Here is a 19,147-nt window from a genome sequence, read left to right on the forward strand (position 1 = left end):
CGGGCCGGGGCGTTCTTGCCGCCCCCCGGTACAACGGAGCAGGAAGGAAGGCGGGTTGCCCGGCCGGCGGTGGGTCCGCGCCGGACGGCCGCGGCGCGTGCGGTACGAAAGCACTGTGAATCTCTCCGACCTGATCTCCGCCCTGCTGTCCGCCGTCTCCGACCGGCGGCCGGACTGCCAGGGCAGCAGCTCCTGCGAGTGGGTGTACCGGGTCACCGACTCCGCCTGGTTCGCCGAGAGCAGCTACTGGATCCTGTTCAAGCCGCTGCGGGTGGCGCTGATCCTGCTGCTCGCGGTGGCCGCCCGCTGGGCGCTGCACCGGACCATCAACCGGCTGGTGCGGACCACCACCGAGGGCGCGGTGCCGACGATGCTCCGCCCGCTGCGGGAGCGGATTCCCAGCGCCACGCCGGACCCGGACCAGTTCGTGCCGGAGCGGCGGCGGCAGCGGGCCGAGGCGATCGGGTCGGTGCTGCGCAGCATGGTCACCGCGTTCGTCTTCGGGATAGCGCTGCTGATGGTGCTCAAGGAGTTCAGCTTCGACCTGGCCCCGCTGCTGGCCAGCGCGGGCATCGCCGGTGTGGCGCTCGGTTTCGGCGCGCAGAGCCTGGTCAAGGACCTGATCGCCGGCCTGTTCATGTTGATCGAGGACCAGTACGGCGTCGGTGACACGGTCGACCTCGGCGAGGCGACGGGCGTGGTGGAGGCGGTGGGACTGCGGGTGACCACGGTCCGTGACGGCCGCGGGGTGCTCTGGTACATCCGCAACGGGGAGATCGTCCGCGTCGGCAACAAGAGCCAGGGCTGGGCCCTGGTCGTGGTAGACCTGCCGATCGGCTTCGCCGGCACCGAGGACGCCACCGCTGTGCTGCGTACCGCGGCGGCGTCGGTGGCGCTGGACCCGGAGCTGGCGCCGAAGATCGTCGAGGCGCCGGAGGTCCTCGGCGTCGAGCAGATCACCGTGGACGGCGCGGTGATCCGTACCGTCGTCAAGACCACCGCGGACGGGCAGTTCGCGGTGGGCCGGGAGCTGCGCCGCCGCCTCGCCGAGGCGCTGGAGAACTCCGGTATCACCGCGCGGATCGCGGCGGCCCGGCTCTTCCCCGGGCTGCCGCCGCAGACGCCGACGCAGCCCGCGACCGAGGGCACGGGTACCAGCGGACCCACCTGAGTCGCCGGACAAGCCGGACTATTTTCCGGGGGTCGCGCTCCGCGCGGCCCCTCGGGTATCGTCCGTTCGGTTCAGTCGGAGATGCGACGATCAATCCGTTCGCCCTAGCCAGTTGTCAGACGATCGGGCAGAATCCGGTGAACACGCTCCACCGGGGAGCGTGCTCGTGTCCTCGCTGATCGGTTGATCTGACGACGGTTCCCGGTCGGGCCATCACAAGTGGTCGACCAGGAACGATGGAGGCGACGGTGTCCGACGAGCGACCCGCACCGGAGGGCCCGGCCACCTTCCGCGACGTGTTCGGTCAGCCGGAGTTCCGGGCGCTGTTCGCCGCCAACATCCTCTCCTGGGTCGGCGACTATCTCGCCAAGGCCGCGGTCACCGTGCTCGTGCTGCGCGAGACCGAATCGGTAGCGCTCTCCGCCGCCGCCTTCGCGGTCAGCTATCTGCCCTGGCTGCTCGGTGGCCCGTTGCTCTCCGCACTCGCCGAGCGGCACCGCTACCGCCGGGTCATGGTGATCTGCGACCTGATCCGGATGGCGCTGATGCTGCTCGTCGCCATGCCGTTCATGCCGGCCTGGTCGATCCTCGCGCTGATCTTCCTGGCCACGCTCGCCAATCCACCGAGCCAGGCGGCGCGCTCGGCGGTGATGCCGCAGATCCTCACCGGCGACCGACTGGTGGTGGGCCTGTCCGCGTTCACCAGCGCGTCCCAGGCCGCCCAGGTGGTCGGCTACCTGATCGGCGCGACCATCGCCGCGCTGAATCCGAACGCCGCGCTGCTCGTCAACGCGGCGACCTTCGCCCTGTCGGCCCTGCTGGTCCGCGTCGGCGTACGCGACCGGCCGTCGACGATGACCGCGAAGCACCGCAGCCACCTGCTGCGGGAGACCGGCCAGGGCTTCCGGATCGTCTTCGAACGGCCGGTGCTGCGGGCCATCGCGATGCTGGTGTTCAGCGCGATGCTGTTCTCGATCGTCCCGGAAGGGCTGGCCGCCGGCTGGGCCGCCGAACACACCGACGGCACGATGGACACCGGTACCGCCCAGGCGGTCATCATGGCCGCCGGTCCGGTCGGGTACGTCCTCGGCGGGCTGATCATCGGGCGGCTGATCGCCCCGGCGCGCCGGTTGGCGCTGATGCGGCCGCTGATGGTCATCGCGCCCGCGGTGCTCGTGCCCGCGCTCCTCGACCCGGCCCCGTCGGTGGTGGCGTTGCTCGCCGCCGCGTGCGGCTTCGCGGTCGCCGGGCTGGTGCCGGTCGCCAACGGGCTGTTCGTGCAGGCCCTGCCGGACGGCTACCGGGCCCGGGCGTTCGGGGTGATGGCCACCGGCACCCAGGTCATCCAGGGCGCCGCGGTGCTCGCCACCGGCGCCCTCGCCGAACGGTTCTCCGTCCCGTCGGTGGTCGGCACGTGGAGCGCGGCGGGCGTGCTGCTCATGCTCGTCGCGGCGTTCGCCTGGCCCCGGCCGCGCACCATCGACGCGGCGATCGCGGCCGCCCGCGCCGAGTCGTCAGCGGACCCCCTCGCGCCCACGCACACCGCGCGGGGCCCGGCGGCGGGCGACCGGGGCCGCGAGCACGGGCGGCGCCGGCACGCGGTGACGTGATCCGCGCCGCCCCGCGGGCGGGCGCGGCTTCGGGGCCGTACCTGGCAGGATGGAAGCGTGACTTCCCCAGGCGAGTCGATGACCCTCTTCGAGGCGATCGGTGGTGAACCGGCCTTCCGTAAGCTGGTGGACGAGTTCTACGCCGGCGTCGCCGAGGACCCGGTGCTGCGGCCGATGTACCCGGAGGAGGATCTGGGCCCGGCGGCGGACCGGCTGACCCTCTTCCTCATCCAGTACTGGGGTGGCCCGCACACCTATTCCGAGCAGCGCGGGCACCCCCGGCTGCGGATGCGGCACGCCCCGTTCCGGATCGGCGCCGTCGAGCGGGACGCCTGGCTGCTGCACATGCGCCGGGCGGTGGACGCGCTGGACCTGCCGCCGCAGCTCGCCGCCGCGCTCTGGGACTACCTGGAGCGGGCCGCCTACTTCATGGTGAACGTGATGGAGGATCCGGCCGCCGGCTGAGCCGCCCGGCTCTCAGAGCAGCGCGCCCTCGTCGTGCAGCCAGTCGACGAACGTGGTGGCGACCGCGGCGCCGCAGTCGAGCATCTCGACGAGCAGCGCGTCGTGGGCCCCGGCGCCGAGCGGGACCTGGAGCTCGGCGTAGATCGGGAGCTGGCCGCGCTCGGTCGGGTCGCCGATGTACGCCTTGCAGAAGCGGCGGGTGTGGTTCCACTCGTTGACCACCCGGTACGCCCGGTCGGCCCAGTCCGGCGGGACTGTCGCGTGCGGGCGGGCCCGCATCACCAGGATCTCGTCCTCCGGGCCCTCCAGCGCGACGAGCACGGCGTGCCGCTCCCACATGGCCAGCAGGTTGCCGTCGCCGTCGGCCAGGTAGCGCACGTCCAGCAGGTCGAGCGCGTCGCAGACCCGGCTCAGGGTGACCGGGGCGACAGTGGCCGGCATGTCGGCCAGGTCCGGACGCTCGGGCACCGGCGCGTCGTCTCCCGGTTGGCGCGGGGTCGGTGGTCCGACCCGGATGGTGTCATCCACTGTGACTCCGCTTCGAGTCTCCGGTTCGCCGCCAGCGGCGGGACCAGGGCGCCATGACCACCACGGCATCGCTCGCGCACCTCACTCCCCAGCGGATCCAATCGCCTACGGTGCGTTGGATCCGAGGAAGGACGGTACCCGGACAGACGGCATGAGGCATCCCCCCAACGACCGCCCCAAACCGGAAGGACGATGACGGGTCATACGTTCGGACGACCCGGTGTCGGCCTGAGTGCAAGATCAGCGACAGTACGCGACCAGACCGCGCCGAACGGACCGACGAGCCCGACCCACCGGCCCGCGGCCCGCACCTGAACGTCGTCCTCGCCGCTGCCGGCGAAACCCATCCGGACCAGGCCCTGCACCAGCCGCTGCGACACCTCCACCGGCGTGCGCGGGTCCTCGTCCGGCGTCACCACCACCGCGACGTGGTCCAGCAGCGCGTCCCGCAGCACCCGCTGGCCGACCGCCCGGCCGGCCACCCCGTGCGTGGCCGCCTCGCGCAGCGTCCCGGCCGCCGCCTCCGCGATCCGGCGCAGCTCCGCGCCGGGCAGCGACTCCACCGCCCGGCTCGCGCCCGGCGGCAACTGCCAGCGCCAGCCGTCGTCCCGGCGTACCGGCAGCGCCGCGCCCCCGGCGGTGAGTTCGGCGAGCAACTCCCCCGCCCCGACGGTGACGTCCCCGGGGGCGCCACCGGGGACGGTGCGGACCACGAGCACCTCCCAGGGCAGCCGCGCCCAGAGCGCCGTACGTCCGGCGCCGGGCACCGGCCGCAGGCGGACCAGTGTGGCCGGGTCGAACCGGACCAGCCGGGCCAGGAAGGCGCCCGCGTCGGCCACCCCGGTCAGCCCGTGCCCGGTCGTCATCCGGTCAGCCCCGGCGCGTAGCGGAGCAGGAACGCGCGCTCGTCCGCCGAGATCCGGCGTGGCCGCTGGGCGGCGAGGTCGAACGGCACCAGCACCGACCGGGCGGTGCTGGCCAGCGTGTCGCCGTCGTACAGCTCGTAGGCGACCGAGAACGAGGCGTTGCGGATCTGGTCCACCCACAGCTCGATCCGCACGGTCGGGGCCGCCTCCGCGCTGGCCCGGCCGAGCGCGTAGTCGACCGGGCGCAGGTAGTCGACCTCGTGCCGCCGGATGACCACCCCGTCGGCGAACGAGCCCACTCCCCACGCCCGGCCGCCGGCGAACATCATCGCCACCCGGGCCTCCTCGTAGAGCGTGAGGAAGCGGGCGTTGTTGATGTGGCCGTACGCGTCCAGGTCGGACCAGCGCAGCGCGCAGTGGTAGACGAAGCGGTCAGTCACGGGTGAGCTTGCGGTAGGTCACCCGGTGCGGCCGGGCGGCCTCGGCGCCGAGGCGGTCGATCTTGTTCTTCTCGTACGCCTCGAAGTTGCCCTCGAACCAGAACCACTTCGCCGGGTTCTGGTCGTCGCCCTCCCAGGCCAGGATGTGCGTGGCGACCCGGTCCAGGAACATCCGGTCGTGGGAGATGACCACGGCGCAGCCGGGGAATTCCAGCAGCGCGTTCTCCAGGCTGGACAGCGTCTCCACGTCCAGGTCGTTCGTCGGCTCGTCGAGCAGGATCACGTTGCCGCCGATCTTCAGCGTCAGCGCCAGGTTGAGCCGGTTGCGCTCGCCGCCGGAGAGCACCTTCGTCGGCTTCTGCTGGTCCGGCCCCTTGAAGCCGAACGCCGCGATGTACGCGCGGGACGGCATCTCGACCTTGCCCACCATGAGGTGGTCCAGCCCGTCCGAGACGACCTCCCAGACCGTCTTGTCGCCGTCCAGGCCCTGCCGGTTCTGGTCGACGTACGACAGCGAAACGGTCTCGCCGACCCGGACCGAGCCGCTGGTCGGCTCCTCCAGCCCGACGATCGTCTTGAACAGCGTGGTCTTGCCGACGCCATTCGGGCCGATGATGCCGACGATGCCGTTGCGGGGCAGCGAGAACGACAGGTTGTCGATCAGCACCCGGTCGCCGAACGCCTTGGTGAGGTTCTGCGCCTCGATGACGGTGTTGCCCAGGCGCGGGCCCGGCGGGATCTGAATCTCCTCGAAGTCCAGCTTCCGGGTCTTCTCCGCCTCGGCGGCCATCTCGTCGTAGCGGTCCAGACGGGCCTTGGACTTGGTCTGCCGCGCCTTGGCGTTGGAGCGGACCCACTCCAGCTCCTCGGAGAGGCGCTTCTTCATCTTGGCGTCGCGACGCCCCTCGACGGAGAGCCGGGCGGCCTTCTTCTCCAGGTAGGTGGAGTAGTTGCCCTCGTACGGGTAGGCCCGGCCGCGGTCCAGTTCCAGGATCCAGTTGGCCACGTTGTCCAGGAAGTACCGGTCGTGGGTGATCGCCAGGACGGTGCCCGCGTACTTGGCCAGGTGCTGCTCCAGCCACTGCACGCTCTCCGCGTCCAGGTGGTTGGTGGGCTCGTCGAGCAGCAGCAGGTCCGGCGCCTCCAGCAGCAGCTTGCACAGCGCCACCCGGCGGCGCTCACCACCGGAGAGCGTGGTGACGTCGGCGTCCGGCGGCGGGCAGCGCAGCGCGTCCATCGCGAGTTCGAGCTTGGAGTCGATGTCCCACGCGTCGGCGGCGTCCAGGTCCTCCTGGAGCTTGCCCATCTCCTCCATCAGCTCGTCGGAGTAGTCGGTGGCCATCTGCTCGGCGATCTTGTTGAACCGCTCCAGCTTGGCCTTGGTCTCGGCGACCGCCTCCTCGACGTTGCCGAGGACCGTCTTGGTGTCGTTGAGCGGCGGCTCCTGCGCGAGCATGCCGACGGAGTAGCCGGGCATGAGCCGGGCCTCGCCGTTGCTGGGCCGGTCCAGCCCTGCCATGATCTTGAGGAGGCTGGACTTACCGGCGCCGTTCGGACCGACCACCCCGATCTTGACACCCGGCAGGAAGTTCAGCGTCACGTTGTCGAGCACGACCTTGTCGCCGTGCGCCTTGCGCGCCTTGTCCAGGACGTAGATGAACTGGGCCACGGTGCGGGCTACCTCCGTCGGTTGCGATCGCGGGCTTGTCGGGTGCGGGGCGCGGGCGCCGATCTCCGCCCGCCGCCGCCGGCCGGGAGCCGGCCGCACGCACGCCGCCGTCAATCCTGACAGGTACGGACCGCCACGCCCACATCACCCCACCCCAGCGGTACGGCGGCGCGCCTCGTTGCCAACACCGGTACTACTCGTTAACTTCTCCAGTATGACCAAGAAGATCGCCATCAGCGTGCCCGACGACGTGGCCGAACGACTGGCCCAGGAGCCGAACGTCTCCGCGTTCGTCACCGAGAGCGTGCGGCAGCGGATGGCGGGAGAGCGCACCCGGCGCACGCTCCGGCAGGTCGGCTTCCGGCTGTCCGACAGCGGGCTCGCCGACGCGGGCCACGCGCTCGACGAGGCCCAGGCGAAGATCACCCCGGAACTGCGGGCCCGGGCCGCCGCACTGCTGAACGAGTCGTCACGTGGACGGCAGACCCGTGACTGACCCCGGGCTGGTGCTCGACACCGCCTGCCTGCTGGCCTACTCGGACGGCACCGAGGCGGTCGGGGAGCAGATCGCGTCGGTCGCGGACCGGGGGCAGTCGGTGATCGTGCCGGCGCTGTGTCTCGCCGAGGCGTACCGGCAGGTGGCCGTCGACGGCTGGCGCCTGCTGGACATCCTCGGAGATCTCGACCACGTGGTCGTCACCCCCGTGGCGCACGACATGTGCATGTTCCTCGGCGGCTGGTCGCGCACGCTCCTGAGCATGGACCTCGCCCAGGTGGCGCTGGAGGCCGCGCGGGCCACCACACCGATCATGAGCGACCGGCGGGAACTGCTCGGTGAGGTGCTGCCCAAGGAGTGGCCGATCATCGACCTCTGAGCCACCGGTGTCGACAAGATCACGCGGTGGGTTCGGCGGTTCTGGGACGGGTAGGTAACTCCGGCACGGGGCAACAGAGGCCGCAGCTACGCTCAGTACGCTCATCGCGGTGGACCCGTCAGTACCCGGAGGTGGCCGATCGTGACCGTCCGTAGCTCCTTTGTCGTAGTGGCCAACCGCCTGCCGGTCGACGAGGTGAGCACACCCGAGGGGCGGCAGTGGCGGCGCAGCCCGGGCGGGCTGGTCACCGCGCTGCACCCGGTGCTGGCCGAGCACCAGGGCACCTGGGTGGGGTGGGCCGGCGGCACCGGCGCCGCGCCCGAGCCGTTCGACCTGGAGGGCATCCGGCTGCACCCGGTGCCGCTGAGCGCCGAGGAACTGGAGCGCTACTACGAGGGCCAGTCGAACGCGACGATCTGGCCGCTCTACCACGACGCGGTGGAGACGCCCGCCTACAAGCGGCGCTGGCGTGAGGCGTACCGATTGGTCAACGCCCGGTTCGCGGAGGCCGCCGCCGACGTGGCGGCCGAGGGCGCCACGGTCTGGGTCCAGGACTACCAGCTCCAGCTGGTGCCGGCGATGCTCCGCGAGCTGCGGCCGGACCTGCGGATCGGCTTCTTCCTGCACATCCCGTTCCCGCCGATCGAGCTGTTCATGCAGATGCCGTTCCGCACCGAGATCCTGCGCGGCCTGCTCGGCGCGGACCTCGTCGGTTTCCAGCAGCGGCTGGCGGCGCAGAACTTCGTCCGGCTGGCCCGGCACCTGCTCGGCCTGCGCTACGAGGGCCAGATGATCCAGGTCGACGGCCGGCAGGTGAAGGCCGGCGCGTTCCCCATCTCGATCGACACCAAGGAGATGGAGCGGCTGGCCGAGGACCCGGCGATCCAGGCCCGCGCCAAGCAGATCCGTGAGGAGTTGGGCAACCCGAAGACCATCATCCTGGGCGTCGACCGGCTCGACTACACCAAGGGCATCGAACTCCGCCTGAAGGCCTTCCGCGAACTCCTTGCTGACGGAAAGTTGACAGTTCCCGACGCGGTTATGGTGCAGGTCGCCACGCCCAGCCGCGAGCGTGTGGAGCACTACCAGGCACTTCGGGTGAAGGTGGAACGCGAGGTTGGCCGGATCAATGGTGAATTCGGCCGGGTCGGCGTGCCTGCAGTGCATTATCTGCATCAGTCGTACAGTCGCTCCGAACTGGCCGCGATGTACGTCGCGGCCGACGTCATGATGGTGACCCCGCTGCGAGACGGAATGAATCTGGTGGCCAAGGAGTACGTCGCATCGCGCGCCGACCAGGGCGGCGCGCTCGTGCTCAGTGAGTTCGCCGGCGCTGCCACCGAGCTGCGCCAGGCGTTCCTGTGTAATCCGCACGACCCGGACGCGGTGAAGGACGCGTTGCTGCGGGCCGTGCATGTCGAAAAGCCCGAAGCCCGCCGCCGGATGCGCGTCATGCAACGCCATCTGCGCAGCCACGACGTGGGCCACTGGGCCAAGTCGTTCCTCAGCGAGCTCGGCGTCGGAGATACGGAGGCTGCGTGACCTCGCCCGCCCTCGCCGCCGCCCACGGCGGCGTGCTGGATCCCGAACTGCGTGCCGCCATCGGCCGCATCGCCCGGGTTCCGCAGCTTCTGGTCGCCTGCGACTACGACGGCACGCTCGCGCCGATCGTCGAGGACCCGAGCAAGGCCGTGCCGCTGCCGGAGTCGGTGGCCGCGGTACGCGCCCTGGCCTCGCTGCCGCAGACCAGCGTCGCGGTCGTCTCCGGCCGCGCGCTGCGCGACCTGGCCACGCTCTCCCGGCTCCCAAGCGAGGTGCACCTCGTCGGCAGCCACGGCTCGGAGTTCGACATCGGATTCGTCGAACGCCTCACACCCGAGCTGATCGCGGTCCGGCACCGGCTCCGCGAGGCGCTGCGGGAGATCGCCGCCGAGCACCCGGGCATCCGCCTGGAGCGCAAGCCCGCGAGCGTCGCCGTGCACACCCGCGGCGTCGACCCGCACGTCGCCGCCCGGGCCGTCGAGGCGGTCCGCAGCGGACCGGCGACCTGGGACGGCGTGACAGTCACCCAGGGCAAGGAAGTCATCGAGCTGTCGGTGGTGGTCACCAACAAGGGCACCGCCGTCGACCAGCTCCGCACCCAGCTCGCCGCCAGCGCGGTGCTGTTCATCGGCGACGACGTCACCGACGAGAACGCCTTCGGCAACCTGACCGGGCCGGACGTCGGCATCAAGATCGGTCCCGGGGAGACCCGGGCCGACTACCGGGTGGCCGAGCCGATCGAGGCGGCCCGCGCGCTGGGTCTGCTGCTGGAGACGCGGCGGCACTGGCTGTTCGGCGAGCGGGCGGTGCCGATCGAGCGGCACTCGATGCTCGCCAACGGCCGTACGGTCGCGCTCGTCACGCCGGAAGCCAAGATCACCTGGCTGTGCCACCCGAAGCCGGACTCGGCGGCGATCTTCGCCGACCTGGTCGGCGGCAGCCCGGCCGGGCACTTCACGGTCGGCCCCGAGCGCGGCGGCATCCCGCTGGGCCAGCGCTACCGCAGCAACACGATGACCGTGGAGACCCGCTGGTCCGGCCTGACCGTGACCGACTGGCTCGACCTTCCGGTACGGCAGACCACGCCGGACGACCCGGCCGTGGTCAGCGGCGACTCGACACTGGTCCGGGTGCTCAGCGGCACCGGGCGGGCCCGCGTCGAGTTCGAGCCGCGCCCCGAGTTCGGTCAGGTGGCGGTGCAGCTCCAGCCGCTCGACGACGGGCTGCTGGTGCTCGGCTCCAACGAGCCGGTCGCGCTGCACTCCCCCGGCGTCGAGTGGGAGGTCACTAACGACGCCGGGTACGAGACCGCGAAGGCGGTGGTCGACCTGTCGGCGGCCGGTGGCCAGGTGGTGCTGGAGCTGCGCTTCGGCACGCAGAGCCTGGAGCCGCACCGGCTGCCGCTGCACGAGCGGCAGGCCGCCGCCGAGCAGCCCTGGAAGGACTGGGTGGCCTCGCTGCGGCTGCCCGCCACCGCCCGGGACCTGGTCGCCCGCAGCGCGCTGACGCTGCGTGGGCTCTGCCACGAGCCGACCGGCTCGATCCTCGCCGCGGCCACCACCTCGCTGCCGGAGGAGCTGGGCGGTGTCCGCAACTGGGACTACCGCTACTGCTGGCTGCGCGACGCCGCGATGACCGCCCGCGCGCTTGTCGACCTCGGCTCCACCGAGGAGGCCGAAGGGCTGCTGCGCTGGATCGACGGCGTCGTCGAGCGCACCGGCGGGCACCCGGAGCGGCTGCACCCCCTCTACACGGTGGACGGCTTCGAGCTGGGCGCCGAGGCGGTCATCGACACGCTGCCCGGGTACGCCGGCTCCCGGCCGGTACGCGTCGGCAACCTCGCCAACCACCAGCTTCAGCTCGACGTGTTCGGCCCGGTCGCGGACCTGATCGCGGCAGTGGCCGACGCCCGGGGCTCGATCCGCGACGACGAGTGGCGGGTCCTGGAGAACATGGTCGAGGCGGTACGCCGCCGCTGGCACGAGCCCGACCACGGCATCTGGGAGGCCCGCCTCCCACCGCGGCACCACGTCTTCTCCAAGGTCATGCTCTGGATGACAGTGGACCGGGCGCTGCACGTGGTGCGGCAGCACGGCGGCGAGGACCGGCCCGAGTGGGTCGAGCTGCGCGACCGGATCGCCTCGAACGTGCTGGAGCACGGCTGGCACCCGGAGGCCGAGGCGTACAGCGTGGCCTACGGCTACGAGGAGATGGACGCCTCGTCGCTGTGGATCGGCATCTCCGGGCTGCTCGCCGGCGACGACCCGCGCTTCCTCTCCACCGTGCTCAAGATCGAGGCGGAGCTGCGCAGCGGTCCGGTCGTCTACCGGTACCACTGGGACGACGGCCTGCCCGGCCGCGAGGGCGGCTTCCACATCTGCACGTCGTGGCTGATCGAGGCGTACCTGCGCACCGGCCGCCGCAGCGATGCCGAGGAGCTGTTCACCCAGATGCTCGACACGGCCGGGCCGACCGGGCTGCTCCCGGAGCAGTACGACCCGCTGGCCGAGCGCGGGCTGGGCAACCACCCGCAGGCGTACAGCCACCTGGGCCTGATCCGCTGCGCCCTGCTGCTGGACAACATGCTCAAGCAGTGACCTGACCGAAGCGCCCGGACGGCGGCGGGAGACCAACGGTCCCCCGCCGCCGTCCCCGTTCCACCCGCCCCGCCCCGGCCCGTCCCGGCCCGCCCCGGCCCCGGCGATCTTGCACTTGCTGCCCCGGCAAATGGGCTGTAACGGGCACCTGGCGGGCACCAAGTGCAAGATCGGCGGGGCGGCGCAGGGGCGGGGGCGGGTCAGGCTGGGGTGTGGGGGGTCAGGGCGTGCACGACGTCGCCGACCACGACGATCGCGGGCGGGCGCAGCGCGGCGGCCTCGACGTCGGCGGCGACACCGGCGAGCGTGGAGCGCAGCGTCCGCTGGCCCGCTGTGGTGCCCTCCTGGATCACCGCGGCCGGGGTGCCCGCCGGCTTGCCGTGCGCGATCAGGGTCGCGGCGATCGCGGCGAGGTTCTTCAGCCCCATCAGGATCACGAGCGTGCCGGGCAGCCCGGCCAGCGCCTCCCAGCGCACCAGCGACGCGGGCGAGTCGGGCGCGACGTGCCCGGAGACCACTGTGAACTCGTGTGCCACTCCCCGGTGGGTCACCGGGACGCCCGCCACCTCGGGCACCGCGACCGCGCTCGTAACCCCGGGCACCACTGTCACCGGTACGCCCGCCTCGGCGCAGGCGAGCAGCTCCTCGCCGCCGCGGCCGAAGACGTACGGGTCGCCGCCCTTGAGCCGCACCACCACCTTGCCGGCCCGGGCCCGGTCCACCAGGATCCGGTTGATCTCTTCCTGGGCGCGCGACGGCCCATACGGGATCTTGGACGCGTCGACCAGCTCGACGTCGGGGCGCAGCTCGTCCAGGAGCAGCCCGGGCACGAGCCGGTCGGCGACGACCACCTCGGCCTCGGTGAGCAGCCGCCATCCCTTCACGGTGATCAGCTCCGGGTCACCCGGCCCGGCGCCGACCAGCGCGACGCGCCCGCCGGTGTTAACAGGGGGCCCTTCCTCTACCTGAGGCGTTAACGGGGGGCCCTTCCTTACGAGCAACTCGCGGACGGCGTCGCGGACGGCCATCGCGCGGCGCGGGTCGCCGCCGCCGAGCACCGCCACAGTCACCGGGCCGTGCCGGGTCACCGCCGGGGTCCACGCGCTCGCCGCCGACCTGTCGTCGGCGCGGACGCAGAAGATCCGCCGCTCGGCCGCGGCGGCGCTGACCGCCGCGGCGGCGGCCCGGTCGTCCACAGCCACCTGGACCAGCCACGCGCCGTCCAGGTCGCCGGGGGCGAACCGGCGCGGCTCCCAGTGCAGCCGCCCGGCGTCGACGTGCGCGCGCAGCGCCGGGGTCAGCTCGGGCGACACCAGCAGGACGTCCGCGCCGGCGTCGAGCAGCGCCGGCACCCGCCGGGTGGCGACCGCTCCCCCGCCCACGACGACCACGCGCCGCCCGTCCAGCCGCAACCCCAGGGGGTACGGGCTGGGCGACGTCGGTCCGGTCACTTCTCCGCCACCCCGGCGGATTCGAACGTGGCGACCTCGTGCAGTACCCGGACCGCGCCGGTGACGACCGGCAGGGCCAGCAGCGCCCCGGTGCCCTCGCCGAGCCGCAGCCCCAGATCGATCAACGGCTCCAGGCCGAGGTGCCGCAGCGCCGCCGTGGCGCCCGGCTCGGCGCTGCGGTGCCCGGCGACCATGGCGCCCACCGCGTCCGGCGCGAACGCGGCGGCGGCGAGCGCGGCGCTCACCGCGATCACGCCGTCCAGCAGCACCGGCACCCGGCGGGCGGCGGCGCCCAGGATCAGGCCGGTCAGCGCGGCGTGCTCCAGGCCGCCGACCGCCGCGAGGACGCCCAGCGGGTCGGCCGGGTCGGGCTGGTGCCGGGCCAGCGCGGCGCGCACCACCGCCACCTTGCGGGCGTACGTCTCGTCGTCGACCCCGGTGCCCCGGCCGGTGGCCGCCTCCGCGTCCACGCGCGCGAACGCGGCGATCAGCGTGGCCGACGGGGTGGTGTTGCCGATACCCATGTCGCCGGTGAGCAGGATGCCCGCGCCGGCGTCGATCAGCTCGCCCGCGACCCGGATGCCGGTCTCGAGCGCCGCACGGGCCTCGTCCCGGGTGAGCGCGGCGGTGACCGTCATGTCCCGGGTGCCGGCGCGGACGTTCGCGGCCCCCAGACGCGGCCCGGCCGGATCGGCGGATTCGGCGCCGGGGACCGGGGTGGCCACGCCGACGTCCACCACGGTGACCGAGGCGCCGGCCTGGCGGGCGAACGCGTTGACGACCGCGCCGCCGGCCAGGAAGTTGGCGATCATCTGGGCGGTGACCTCCTGCGGCCACGGGGTCACGCCCTGGGCGTGCACGCCGTGGTCACCGGCGAAGATCGCCACCGCGGCCGGCTCGGGCAGCGGCGGCGGGCAGGCGCCGGCCAGCCCGGCGAGGCGTACCGAGAGCGGCTCCAGGGCGCCGAGCGAGCCGGCGGGCTTGGTCAGCCGGCCCTGCAACTCGCGCGCCGCCGCCATGGCGGCCTCGTCCAGCGACCGGATCGCCGCGACTGTGGACTCCAGCATCATGCCTCCAGGATCCCTGCCAGCGTCCTGATGAACGCGTCCGTGGTGCCCGGGTCGCGTACCGCGATCCGGAGCCAGTCCGGGCCGAGCCCGGGGAACGTGTCGCCCCGGCGTACCGCCCAGCCGAGCGCGCGCAGCCGCTCCCGCACCTCGGCCGCGCCGGCGAGGTGGATCAGCACGAAGGCGCTGGCCGGGCGGCCCGCCACGCGTACACCGGGCAGGCCGGACAGGCGGGCGACCAGGTGGTCGCGGTCGGCGGCGAGTTCGGCGGCGATGGCGCGTTCGGCGGCGACGGCGGCCGGCGTGGCGCAGGCGGTGGCGGCGGCGAGCGCCGGGGTGGAGACCGCCCAGAGCGGCTGCGCGGCGGCGAACCGGGCCGTCAGCGCGGCGTCGCCGAGCAGGTAGCCGATCCGCAGCCCGGCCAGGCCCCAGGTCTTGGTGAGGCTGCGCACCACGACGAGGCCGGGCAGGTCGCGGCGGGTCGCGAGGGACTCGGGCTCGCCGTCGACGCCGGGCGCGGCGGTGGTGTCGGCGAACGCCTCGTCGACCACCAGCACCCGACCGGGACGGGCCAGCGCGGCGATCGTGCCCGCCGGGTGCAGGACCGAGGTCGGGTTCGTGGGGTTGCCGATCATGACCAGGTCGGCGTCGTCCGGGACGCGGGTCGGGTCCAGGCGGAAGCCGTCGGCCGGGTCGAGCAGGACGCGGTCCACCCGGTGCCCGGCGGCCCGCAACGCCGCCTCCGGCTCGGTGAACTGCGGGTGCACCACCACCGGGCGGCGGGCGCCGGACAGGGCACGGGCGATCAGCACGAATCCTTCGGCGGCCCCGGAGGTGAGAAGTACCTCCTCCGGGGGTCGCCCGTGCCGGTGAGCGACGGCGGCGCGGGCCGGCGCCGGGTCCGGGTACGCGGCCAGGTCGCCCAGCGCGGCGGTGACCGGGTCGGCCAGCCAGTCCGGCATCGGGGCACGGCGCACGTTCACCGCCAGGTCGACCAGGCCGGGCGTGGCCTCGGCGTCTCCGTGGTGGCCCAGGTCGGGCTCGTCGAGCGCGGCGGCGCTTCCGGTCGGTGGTGCGGGCATGTCCGCGATCCTGCCGGGAAGCCGCCGCCCGGGACAGCGCATCCCGGCGTGGGTCGCGTCACGGTCCGCCAGTTTATGAGTTCTTCTCATTTCCGAATCGGAAATGTCATAGCTTGACCCCGTGAGCAATCGTCCCCTTGCTTCCGCTGGCCGTCTCGTTCCTCTCCTCCGCGCCGGGCTGATCGCCGGCATCGTCGTCGCCGCCGCGTTGTATCCGCTGGTCGCCGTCACCGGTCTCGGGGCCAAGGCCACCGCGCACGCGATGGAACAGAAGACGAACATCCTCAAGACCGCGCTGCCGGCCGAGACCTCGTACGTCTACGCGCCGGACGGCAAGACCGTGCTGACCATGTTCTACGAGGAGTACCGGCAGTACACCAAGATCGAGAGCATGTCGCCGAACATCCAGCAGGCGATCGTCGCCGCCGAGGACAACCGCTTCTACCAGCACCACGGCGTCGACCCGAAGGGCGTGGCGCGGGCCTTCGTCTCCAACGCCCGATCCGGCGGCGTCTCCCAGGGCGCCTCGACGATCACGATGCAGTACGTGCGGATGGCGCTTCGGGACAGCGCGACCACGCCCAAGGAGGTCCAGGAGGCGACTCAGCAGACCAGCCTGCGCAAGGTCAAGGAGATGCGCATGGCGATGGACATCGAGAAGCACCTGAGCAAGGAACAGATCCTGGAGCGCTACCTCAACTCGGCGTATTTCGGCCACCGCGCCTACGGGATCTACGCCGCCTCGCAGATCTTCTTCTCCAAGACCCCGGCCACGCTCACCCCGGTCGAGGCGGCCACGCTGGCCGGGCTGGTGAAGTCGCCGTCGGAGTACGACCCGATCACCTCCGACCAGAAGGACGCCACCGCCCGGCGCAACTACGTGCTGGACAACATGTCCCGCCTCGGCTACCTCTCGCCCGACGCCGCCGCGGCGGCCAAGGGCCAGCCGATCAAGCTGAAGCTGACCGACCCGCCGAACGACTGCGCCGCGATCGACGGCGGGCACCGCAGCTGGGGCTTCTACTGCGACTACCTGAAGAACTGGTGGAGCTCCCAGCCCGCGTTCGGTGAGAACCGGCTGGAACGGATGGACAAGCTGCGCCGCGGCGGCTACCGGATCGTGCTCGCCGTCGACCCGAAGACCCAGGCGGCGGCCGAGAAGAACGTGGGCGCCAAGGACAACACCGGCAGCCCGTTCGCCAACGGCATCGTGGTCGCCGAGCCCGGCACCGGGCGGATCAAGGCGATGGCGGTGAACCGGAACTACTCGCTCGACCTGGCCGAGAACCCGAACAGCTCGAACCCGGAGGCCGGCCCGAAGGTCAAGGCGAACTACCCGAACACCGTGGCGCCGCTGCTCGGCGGCGGGACGCTCCCGGGCTACCAGGCCGGTTCGACGTTCAAGATGTTCCCGATGCTCGCCGCGCTCAACGCCGGGATGCCGCTGTCCACCGCGTACGACTCGCCGTACACGTACAAGTCGGCCGTCTACGACGGATGGGCGCCGTCGAACGCCAGCGGCGCGATGACCGGGCGGCAGACCATGTGGTCCGGCTTCGGCAAGTCGGTGAACACGTACTTCGTCCAGCTGGAGGAGAAGATCGGCGCGGACGCCGGGGTGCACCTGGCCGAGCAGCTGGGGCTGCGCTGGCGTACCGACGTGGACCGCGACCAGGCGTCACCCGCAAAGGTGAAGAAGTGGGGCGCGTTCACGCTCGGCGTCTCCGACGCCACCCCGCTGGAGATGGCGAACGCCTACGCCGCGATCGCCGCCGACGGGCGCTACTGCGAGGCGATCCCGGTCAACTCGATCATGAACCGGGACGGCACGCCCGCCACGTACACCACAGCGGGCGGGGTGCAGCGGGAGGTGGCCAAGCCCCGGTGCCGGCAGGTGGTGAACGCGGACGCGGCCCGGGCCGCCACGGACGCGGCGCGCTGCCCGACCGGCGACACCCCGGCCAAGGGGAGCTGCGGCGGCTGGTCGACAGCCGACAGCGTCCGCGGCACCGTGGGGCGGCCGGTCGCCGGCAAGACGGGTACGACGGACAGCACCCGGTCGGCCTGGTTCGTCGGCTACACGCCGGAGCTGGCGGCGGCGAGCTTCATCGCCGACCCGGACAATCCGTTCAACGCGGTGGGCGACGGGCAGTCGCAGATCCCGGTGAACGCGGTGGCGCAGACGCTGCGGGACTCGCTGAAGGGCCAGCCGACCCGCCAGTTCACCCCACCCTCGGACCAGATAGTCGGCTGACCCGCCCTGATCCGCCCGGGGGTGCGCCCGGGTAGTCGATCAAGGAGTTTGCGTCCGGATCGTTTGATCCGCCGACGCGAGCTCCTTGATCGACGTTGCGGCGGGGGCAGGCCGTCACCTGACAGGTCAGGCCGGCGCGGGCACGGGGGCCAGCGCGGCGGCCACCAACCGGGCCGCGACGCCCGGGTGCGCGGTCCAGTGCGGCACGAGCTGCGAGGCGTGCACGGCCTGCCGGACGAAACCCTCCGGATTGCCGCCCTCCCAGCGCCAGGCCGGCCGCTCACCCGCACGGGGCGTCAGCACTGCGGCGTGCTGCTTGTGCCCGGTCACCGTCGTACCGGCCGGGGCCACCACGCTGTCCGTGACCGCCGTGGCGGTGCGGTAGCCGACCACCAGGCCGTCCCGAACCGTGCCGACCGCGTCCAGCACCCCGCACATCGGCAGGCCGTCCAGCTCCCGGGCCAGCCAGAGCAGGCCGGCCCCCTCGGCGATCACCGGGCGGCCCGAGCGGGCCAGCTCGGCCACCGCGATGCAGAGGCGGCGGTTGGCGGAGAGCTGCTCCGCGTACGTCTCGGGCAACCCGCCGCCGACGACGAGCGCCCGAGCCCCGGCGGGCAGCGCCTCGTCGCGCAGCGGGTCGAGCGTGACCACCTCGGCGCCGGCGGCGCGCAGCAGCTCGGCGACCTCCGGGTGGCTGTAGGCGCCGGCCGGGCCACCGGCCAGCGCGACCACCGGGCGCTCCGCCGACGCCGGCGGGGCGTCGGCCGGCTCCGGAGACCACGGCTCCACCGTGAGCGCCGGGGCGGACCGGGCCAGCACCAGCAGCCGGTCGAGGTCGACGGTGGCGGCCACCGCCTCCCCGAGCCGGCGCACGCCGCGCTCGGCGTCGGCGTCGCCGCGCACGACGGCACCGGTGCCGTGCCGCCGGGCGGGCAGGACGGGGGGCAGCTCGTGCCGGCGCAGCGCGCCGTAGACCGGTACGCCGACGTCGTCGAGCGCCTCGCGCAGCAGCGCCTCGTGCCGGGGCGAGGCCACCCGGTTGAGGATCACGCCGCCCAGCCAGAGTTCGTCGTCGTACGCCCGGAAGCCGTGCACCAGCGCGGCCACCGACTGGCCCATCGCGGCCACGTCCACCACGAGCACCACCGGGCTGCGCAGCGCGGTGGCCACCGCCGCCGTGGATTCGCTCTCCGGCCGCCCGGCGACCGAGTCGTAGAGGCCCATCGTCCCCTGCACCAGGGCGAACCCGGCTCCGGCCGCGCCGTGCGCGAAGAGCGGGACGATCCGCTCCGGGCCGACCAGTCTCGGGTCGAGCGTGCGCCCGGGGCGGCCGGCGGCGAGCCCGAGGTACGCCGCGTCCACCTGGTCCGGCCCGACCTTGAAACCGGCCACCGGGAGATCCCGGTCGGCGAGGGCCGCCAGCAGGCCGAGAGAGACGGCGCCCGTGCCGTGCCCCGAGGAGGGCGCACTCAGCACGACGCGCGGCACGTCGGTCATCATCGACTCCTGATGTGGGTGGTTTCCGCCCGC

The 19,147-nt window shown here is 72.9% G+C and carries 16 protein-coding genes; 8 read left to right on the top strand and 8 right to left on the bottom strand.

Translation table 11 applies throughout. The annotated features are described in order from the left end of the window. Positions 1–115 precede the first annotated feature (115 nt). From MicB006_RS19775 to MicB006_RS19785, 3 genes are all read left to right on the top strand, one after another. A complete protein-coding gene (locus tag MicB006_RS19775; protein WP_225980425.1) occupies positions 116–1,171 on the top strand; it encodes a mechanosensitive ion channel family protein in 1,056 nt (351 codons plus the stop codon). Between the two features lie 236 nt (positions 1,172–1,407). Beyond that, positions 1,408–2,781, top strand: a complete 1,374-nt coding sequence (locus MicB006_RS19780) for an MFS transporter (RefSeq protein ID WP_116508080.1) — start codon at positions 1,408–1,410, stop codon at positions 2,779–2,781. A gap of 78 nt (positions 2,782–2,859) precedes the next feature. After that, positions 2,860–3,246, top strand: coding sequence for a globin (locus tag MicB006_RS19785; protein WP_116508082.1), 387 nt, complete (start codon positions 2,860–2,862; stop codon positions 3,244–3,246). A 12-nt stretch (positions 3,247–3,258) separates the two neighbouring features. On the opposite strand, the gene MicB006_RS19790 is transcribed toward MicB006_RS19785, so the two are convergent. From MicB006_RS19790 to ettA, 4 genes are all read right to left on the bottom strand, one after another. Further along, positions 3,259–3,843, bottom strand: a complete 585-nt coding sequence (locus MicB006_RS19790) for a YbjN domain-containing protein (protein ID WP_116508084.1) — start codon at positions 3,841–3,843, stop codon at positions 3,259–3,261. A gap of 131 nt (positions 3,844–3,974) precedes the next feature. After that, complete coding sequence (locus MicB006_RS19795; RefSeq protein WP_116508086.1) at positions 3,975–4,640, bottom strand: hypothetical protein; 666 nt, start codon at positions 4,638–4,640, stop codon at positions 3,975–3,977. After that, positions 4,637–5,080: a thioesterase family protein gene (locus MicB006_RS19800; protein WP_116508088.1), complete on the bottom strand. Its 444-nt coding sequence runs from the start codon at positions 5,078–5,080 to the stop codon at positions 4,637–4,639. Before MicB006_RS19800 ends, MicB006_RS19795 begins: the two co-directional genes overlap by 4 nt. Continuing rightward, positions 5,073–6,749 carry an energy-dependent translational throttle protein EttA gene (gene ettA / locus MicB006_RS19805; RefSeq protein ID WP_116508090.1) on the bottom strand — a complete coding sequence of 559 codons (1,677 nt, stop codon included), beginning with the start codon at positions 6,747–6,749 and terminating at the stop codon, positions 5,073–5,075. The genes MicB006_RS19800 and ettA overlap by 8 nt, the downstream gene beginning before the upstream one ends. Before the next feature lie 214 nt (positions 6,750–6,963). Here ettA and MicB006_RS19810 point away from each other — a divergent pair, with 214 nt between their 5' ends. The 4 genes from MicB006_RS19810 to otsB all read left to right on the top strand — a co-directional run bounded on the left by MicB006_RS19810 (position 6,964) and on the right by otsB (position 11,763). Continuing rightward, positions 6,964–7,245: a hypothetical protein gene (locus MicB006_RS19810; RefSeq protein WP_116508092.1), complete on the top strand. Its 282-nt coding sequence runs from the start codon at positions 6,964–6,966 to the stop codon at positions 7,243–7,245. Further along, the gene (locus MicB006_RS19815) at positions 7,223–7,624 is read left to right on the top strand and encodes a hypothetical protein (RefSeq protein WP_152037857.1); all 402 of its coding nucleotides are present in this window, start codon (positions 7,223–7,225) and stop codon (positions 7,622–7,624) included. Before MicB006_RS19810 ends, MicB006_RS19815 begins: the two co-directional genes overlap by 23 nt. Before the next feature lie 141 nt (positions 7,625–7,765). Next, on the top strand, positions 7,766–9,166 hold the full coding sequence (locus MicB006_RS19820) for a trehalose-6-phosphate synthase (protein WP_043328887.1): 1,401 nt from the start codon (positions 7,766–7,768) through the stop codon (positions 9,164–9,166). Further along, entirely contained in the window at positions 9,163–11,763 is a 2,601-nt protein-coding gene (gene otsB, locus MicB006_RS19825; RefSeq protein WP_116508096.1) for a trehalose-phosphatase, read from the top strand. The genes MicB006_RS19820 and otsB overlap by 4 nt, the downstream gene beginning before the upstream one ends. Positions 11,764–11,963: 200 nt before the next feature. Here the strand turns inward: otsB and cobA are convergent, their stop codons facing one another. The 3 genes from cobA to cobC are packed head-to-tail and all read right to left on the bottom strand — an operon-like array spanning position 11,964 to position 15,363. After that, positions 11,964–13,214 carry a uroporphyrinogen-III C-methyltransferase gene (cobA, locus tag MicB006_RS19830; protein WP_116508098.1) on the bottom strand — a complete coding sequence of 417 codons (1,251 nt, stop codon included), beginning with the start codon at positions 13,212–13,214 and terminating at the stop codon, positions 11,964–11,966. Continuing rightward, entirely contained in the window at positions 13,211–14,281 is a 1,071-nt protein-coding gene (gene cobT, locus MicB006_RS19835) for a nicotinate-nucleotide--dimethylbenzimidazole phosphoribosyltransferase (RefSeq protein WP_116508100.1), read from the bottom strand. The genes cobA and cobT overlap by 4 nt, the downstream gene beginning before the upstream one ends. Continuing rightward, positions 14,281–15,363 (bottom strand): Rv2231c family pyridoxal phosphate-dependent protein CobC, encoded by a 1,083-nt coding sequence (gene cobC / locus MicB006_RS19840; RefSeq protein ID WP_116508102.1) that lies wholly within the window; start codon positions 15,361–15,363, stop codon positions 14,281–14,283. The genes cobT and cobC overlap by 1 nt, the downstream gene beginning before the upstream one ends. A gap of 121 nt (positions 15,364–15,484) precedes the next feature. On the opposite strand from cobC, the gene MicB006_RS19845 reads away from it, so the two are divergent. Beyond that, on the top strand, positions 15,485–17,617 hold the full coding sequence (locus tag MicB006_RS19845) for a transglycosylase domain-containing protein (protein ID WP_116508104.1): 2,133 nt from the start codon (positions 15,485–15,487) through the stop codon (positions 17,615–17,617). 126 nt (positions 17,618–17,743) lie between these two features. On the opposite strand, the gene MicB006_RS19850 is transcribed toward MicB006_RS19845, so the two are convergent. Beyond that, positions 17,744–19,114, bottom strand: coding sequence for a cobyrinate a,c-diamide synthase (locus MicB006_RS19850; RefSeq protein ID WP_116508106.1), 1,371 nt, complete (start codon positions 19,112–19,114; stop codon positions 17,744–17,746). Between the last annotated feature and the right edge of the window lie 33 nt (positions 19,115–19,147).

The sequence above is a fragment of the Micromonospora sp. B006 genome, from assembly GCF_003408515.1.
In the GTDB taxonomy this organism is placed as follows: Bacteria; Actinomycetota; Actinomycetes; order Mycobacteriales; family Micromonosporaceae; genus Micromonospora; species Micromonospora echinospora_A.

Coding starts and splice junctions, on each gene's coding strand:
- MicB006_RS19780 (WP_116508080.1), top strand. CDS start 1,408: ATGGAGGCGACGGTGTCCGACGAGCGACCCGCACCGGAGGGCCCGGCC.
- MicB006_RS19785 (WP_116508082.1), top strand. CDS start 2,860: ATGACCCTCTTCGAGGCGATCGGTGGTGAACCGGCCTTCCGTAAGCTG.
- MicB006_RS19790 (WP_116508084.1), bottom strand. CDS start 3,843: ATGCCGTGGTGGTCATGGCGCCCTGGTCCCGCCGCTGGCGGCGAACCG.
- MicB006_RS19795 (WP_116508086.1), bottom strand. CDS start 4,640: ATGACGACCGGGCACGGGCTGACCGGGGTGGCCGACGCGGGCGCCTTC.
- MicB006_RS19810 (WP_116508092.1), top strand. CDS start 6,964: ATGACCAAGAAGATCGCCATCAGCGTGCCCGACGACGTGGCCGAACGA.
- cobT (WP_116508100.1), bottom strand. CDS start 14,281: ATGCTGGAGTCCACAGTCGCGGCGATCCGGTCGCTGGACGAGGCCGCC.
- cobC (WP_116508102.1), bottom strand. CDS start 15,363: ATGCCCGCACCACCGACCGGAAGCGCCGCCGCGCTCGACGAGCCCGAC.
- MicB006_RS19850 (WP_116508106.1), bottom strand. CDS start 19,114: ATGACCGACGTGCCGCGCGTCGTGCTGAGTGCGCCCTCCTCGGGGCAC.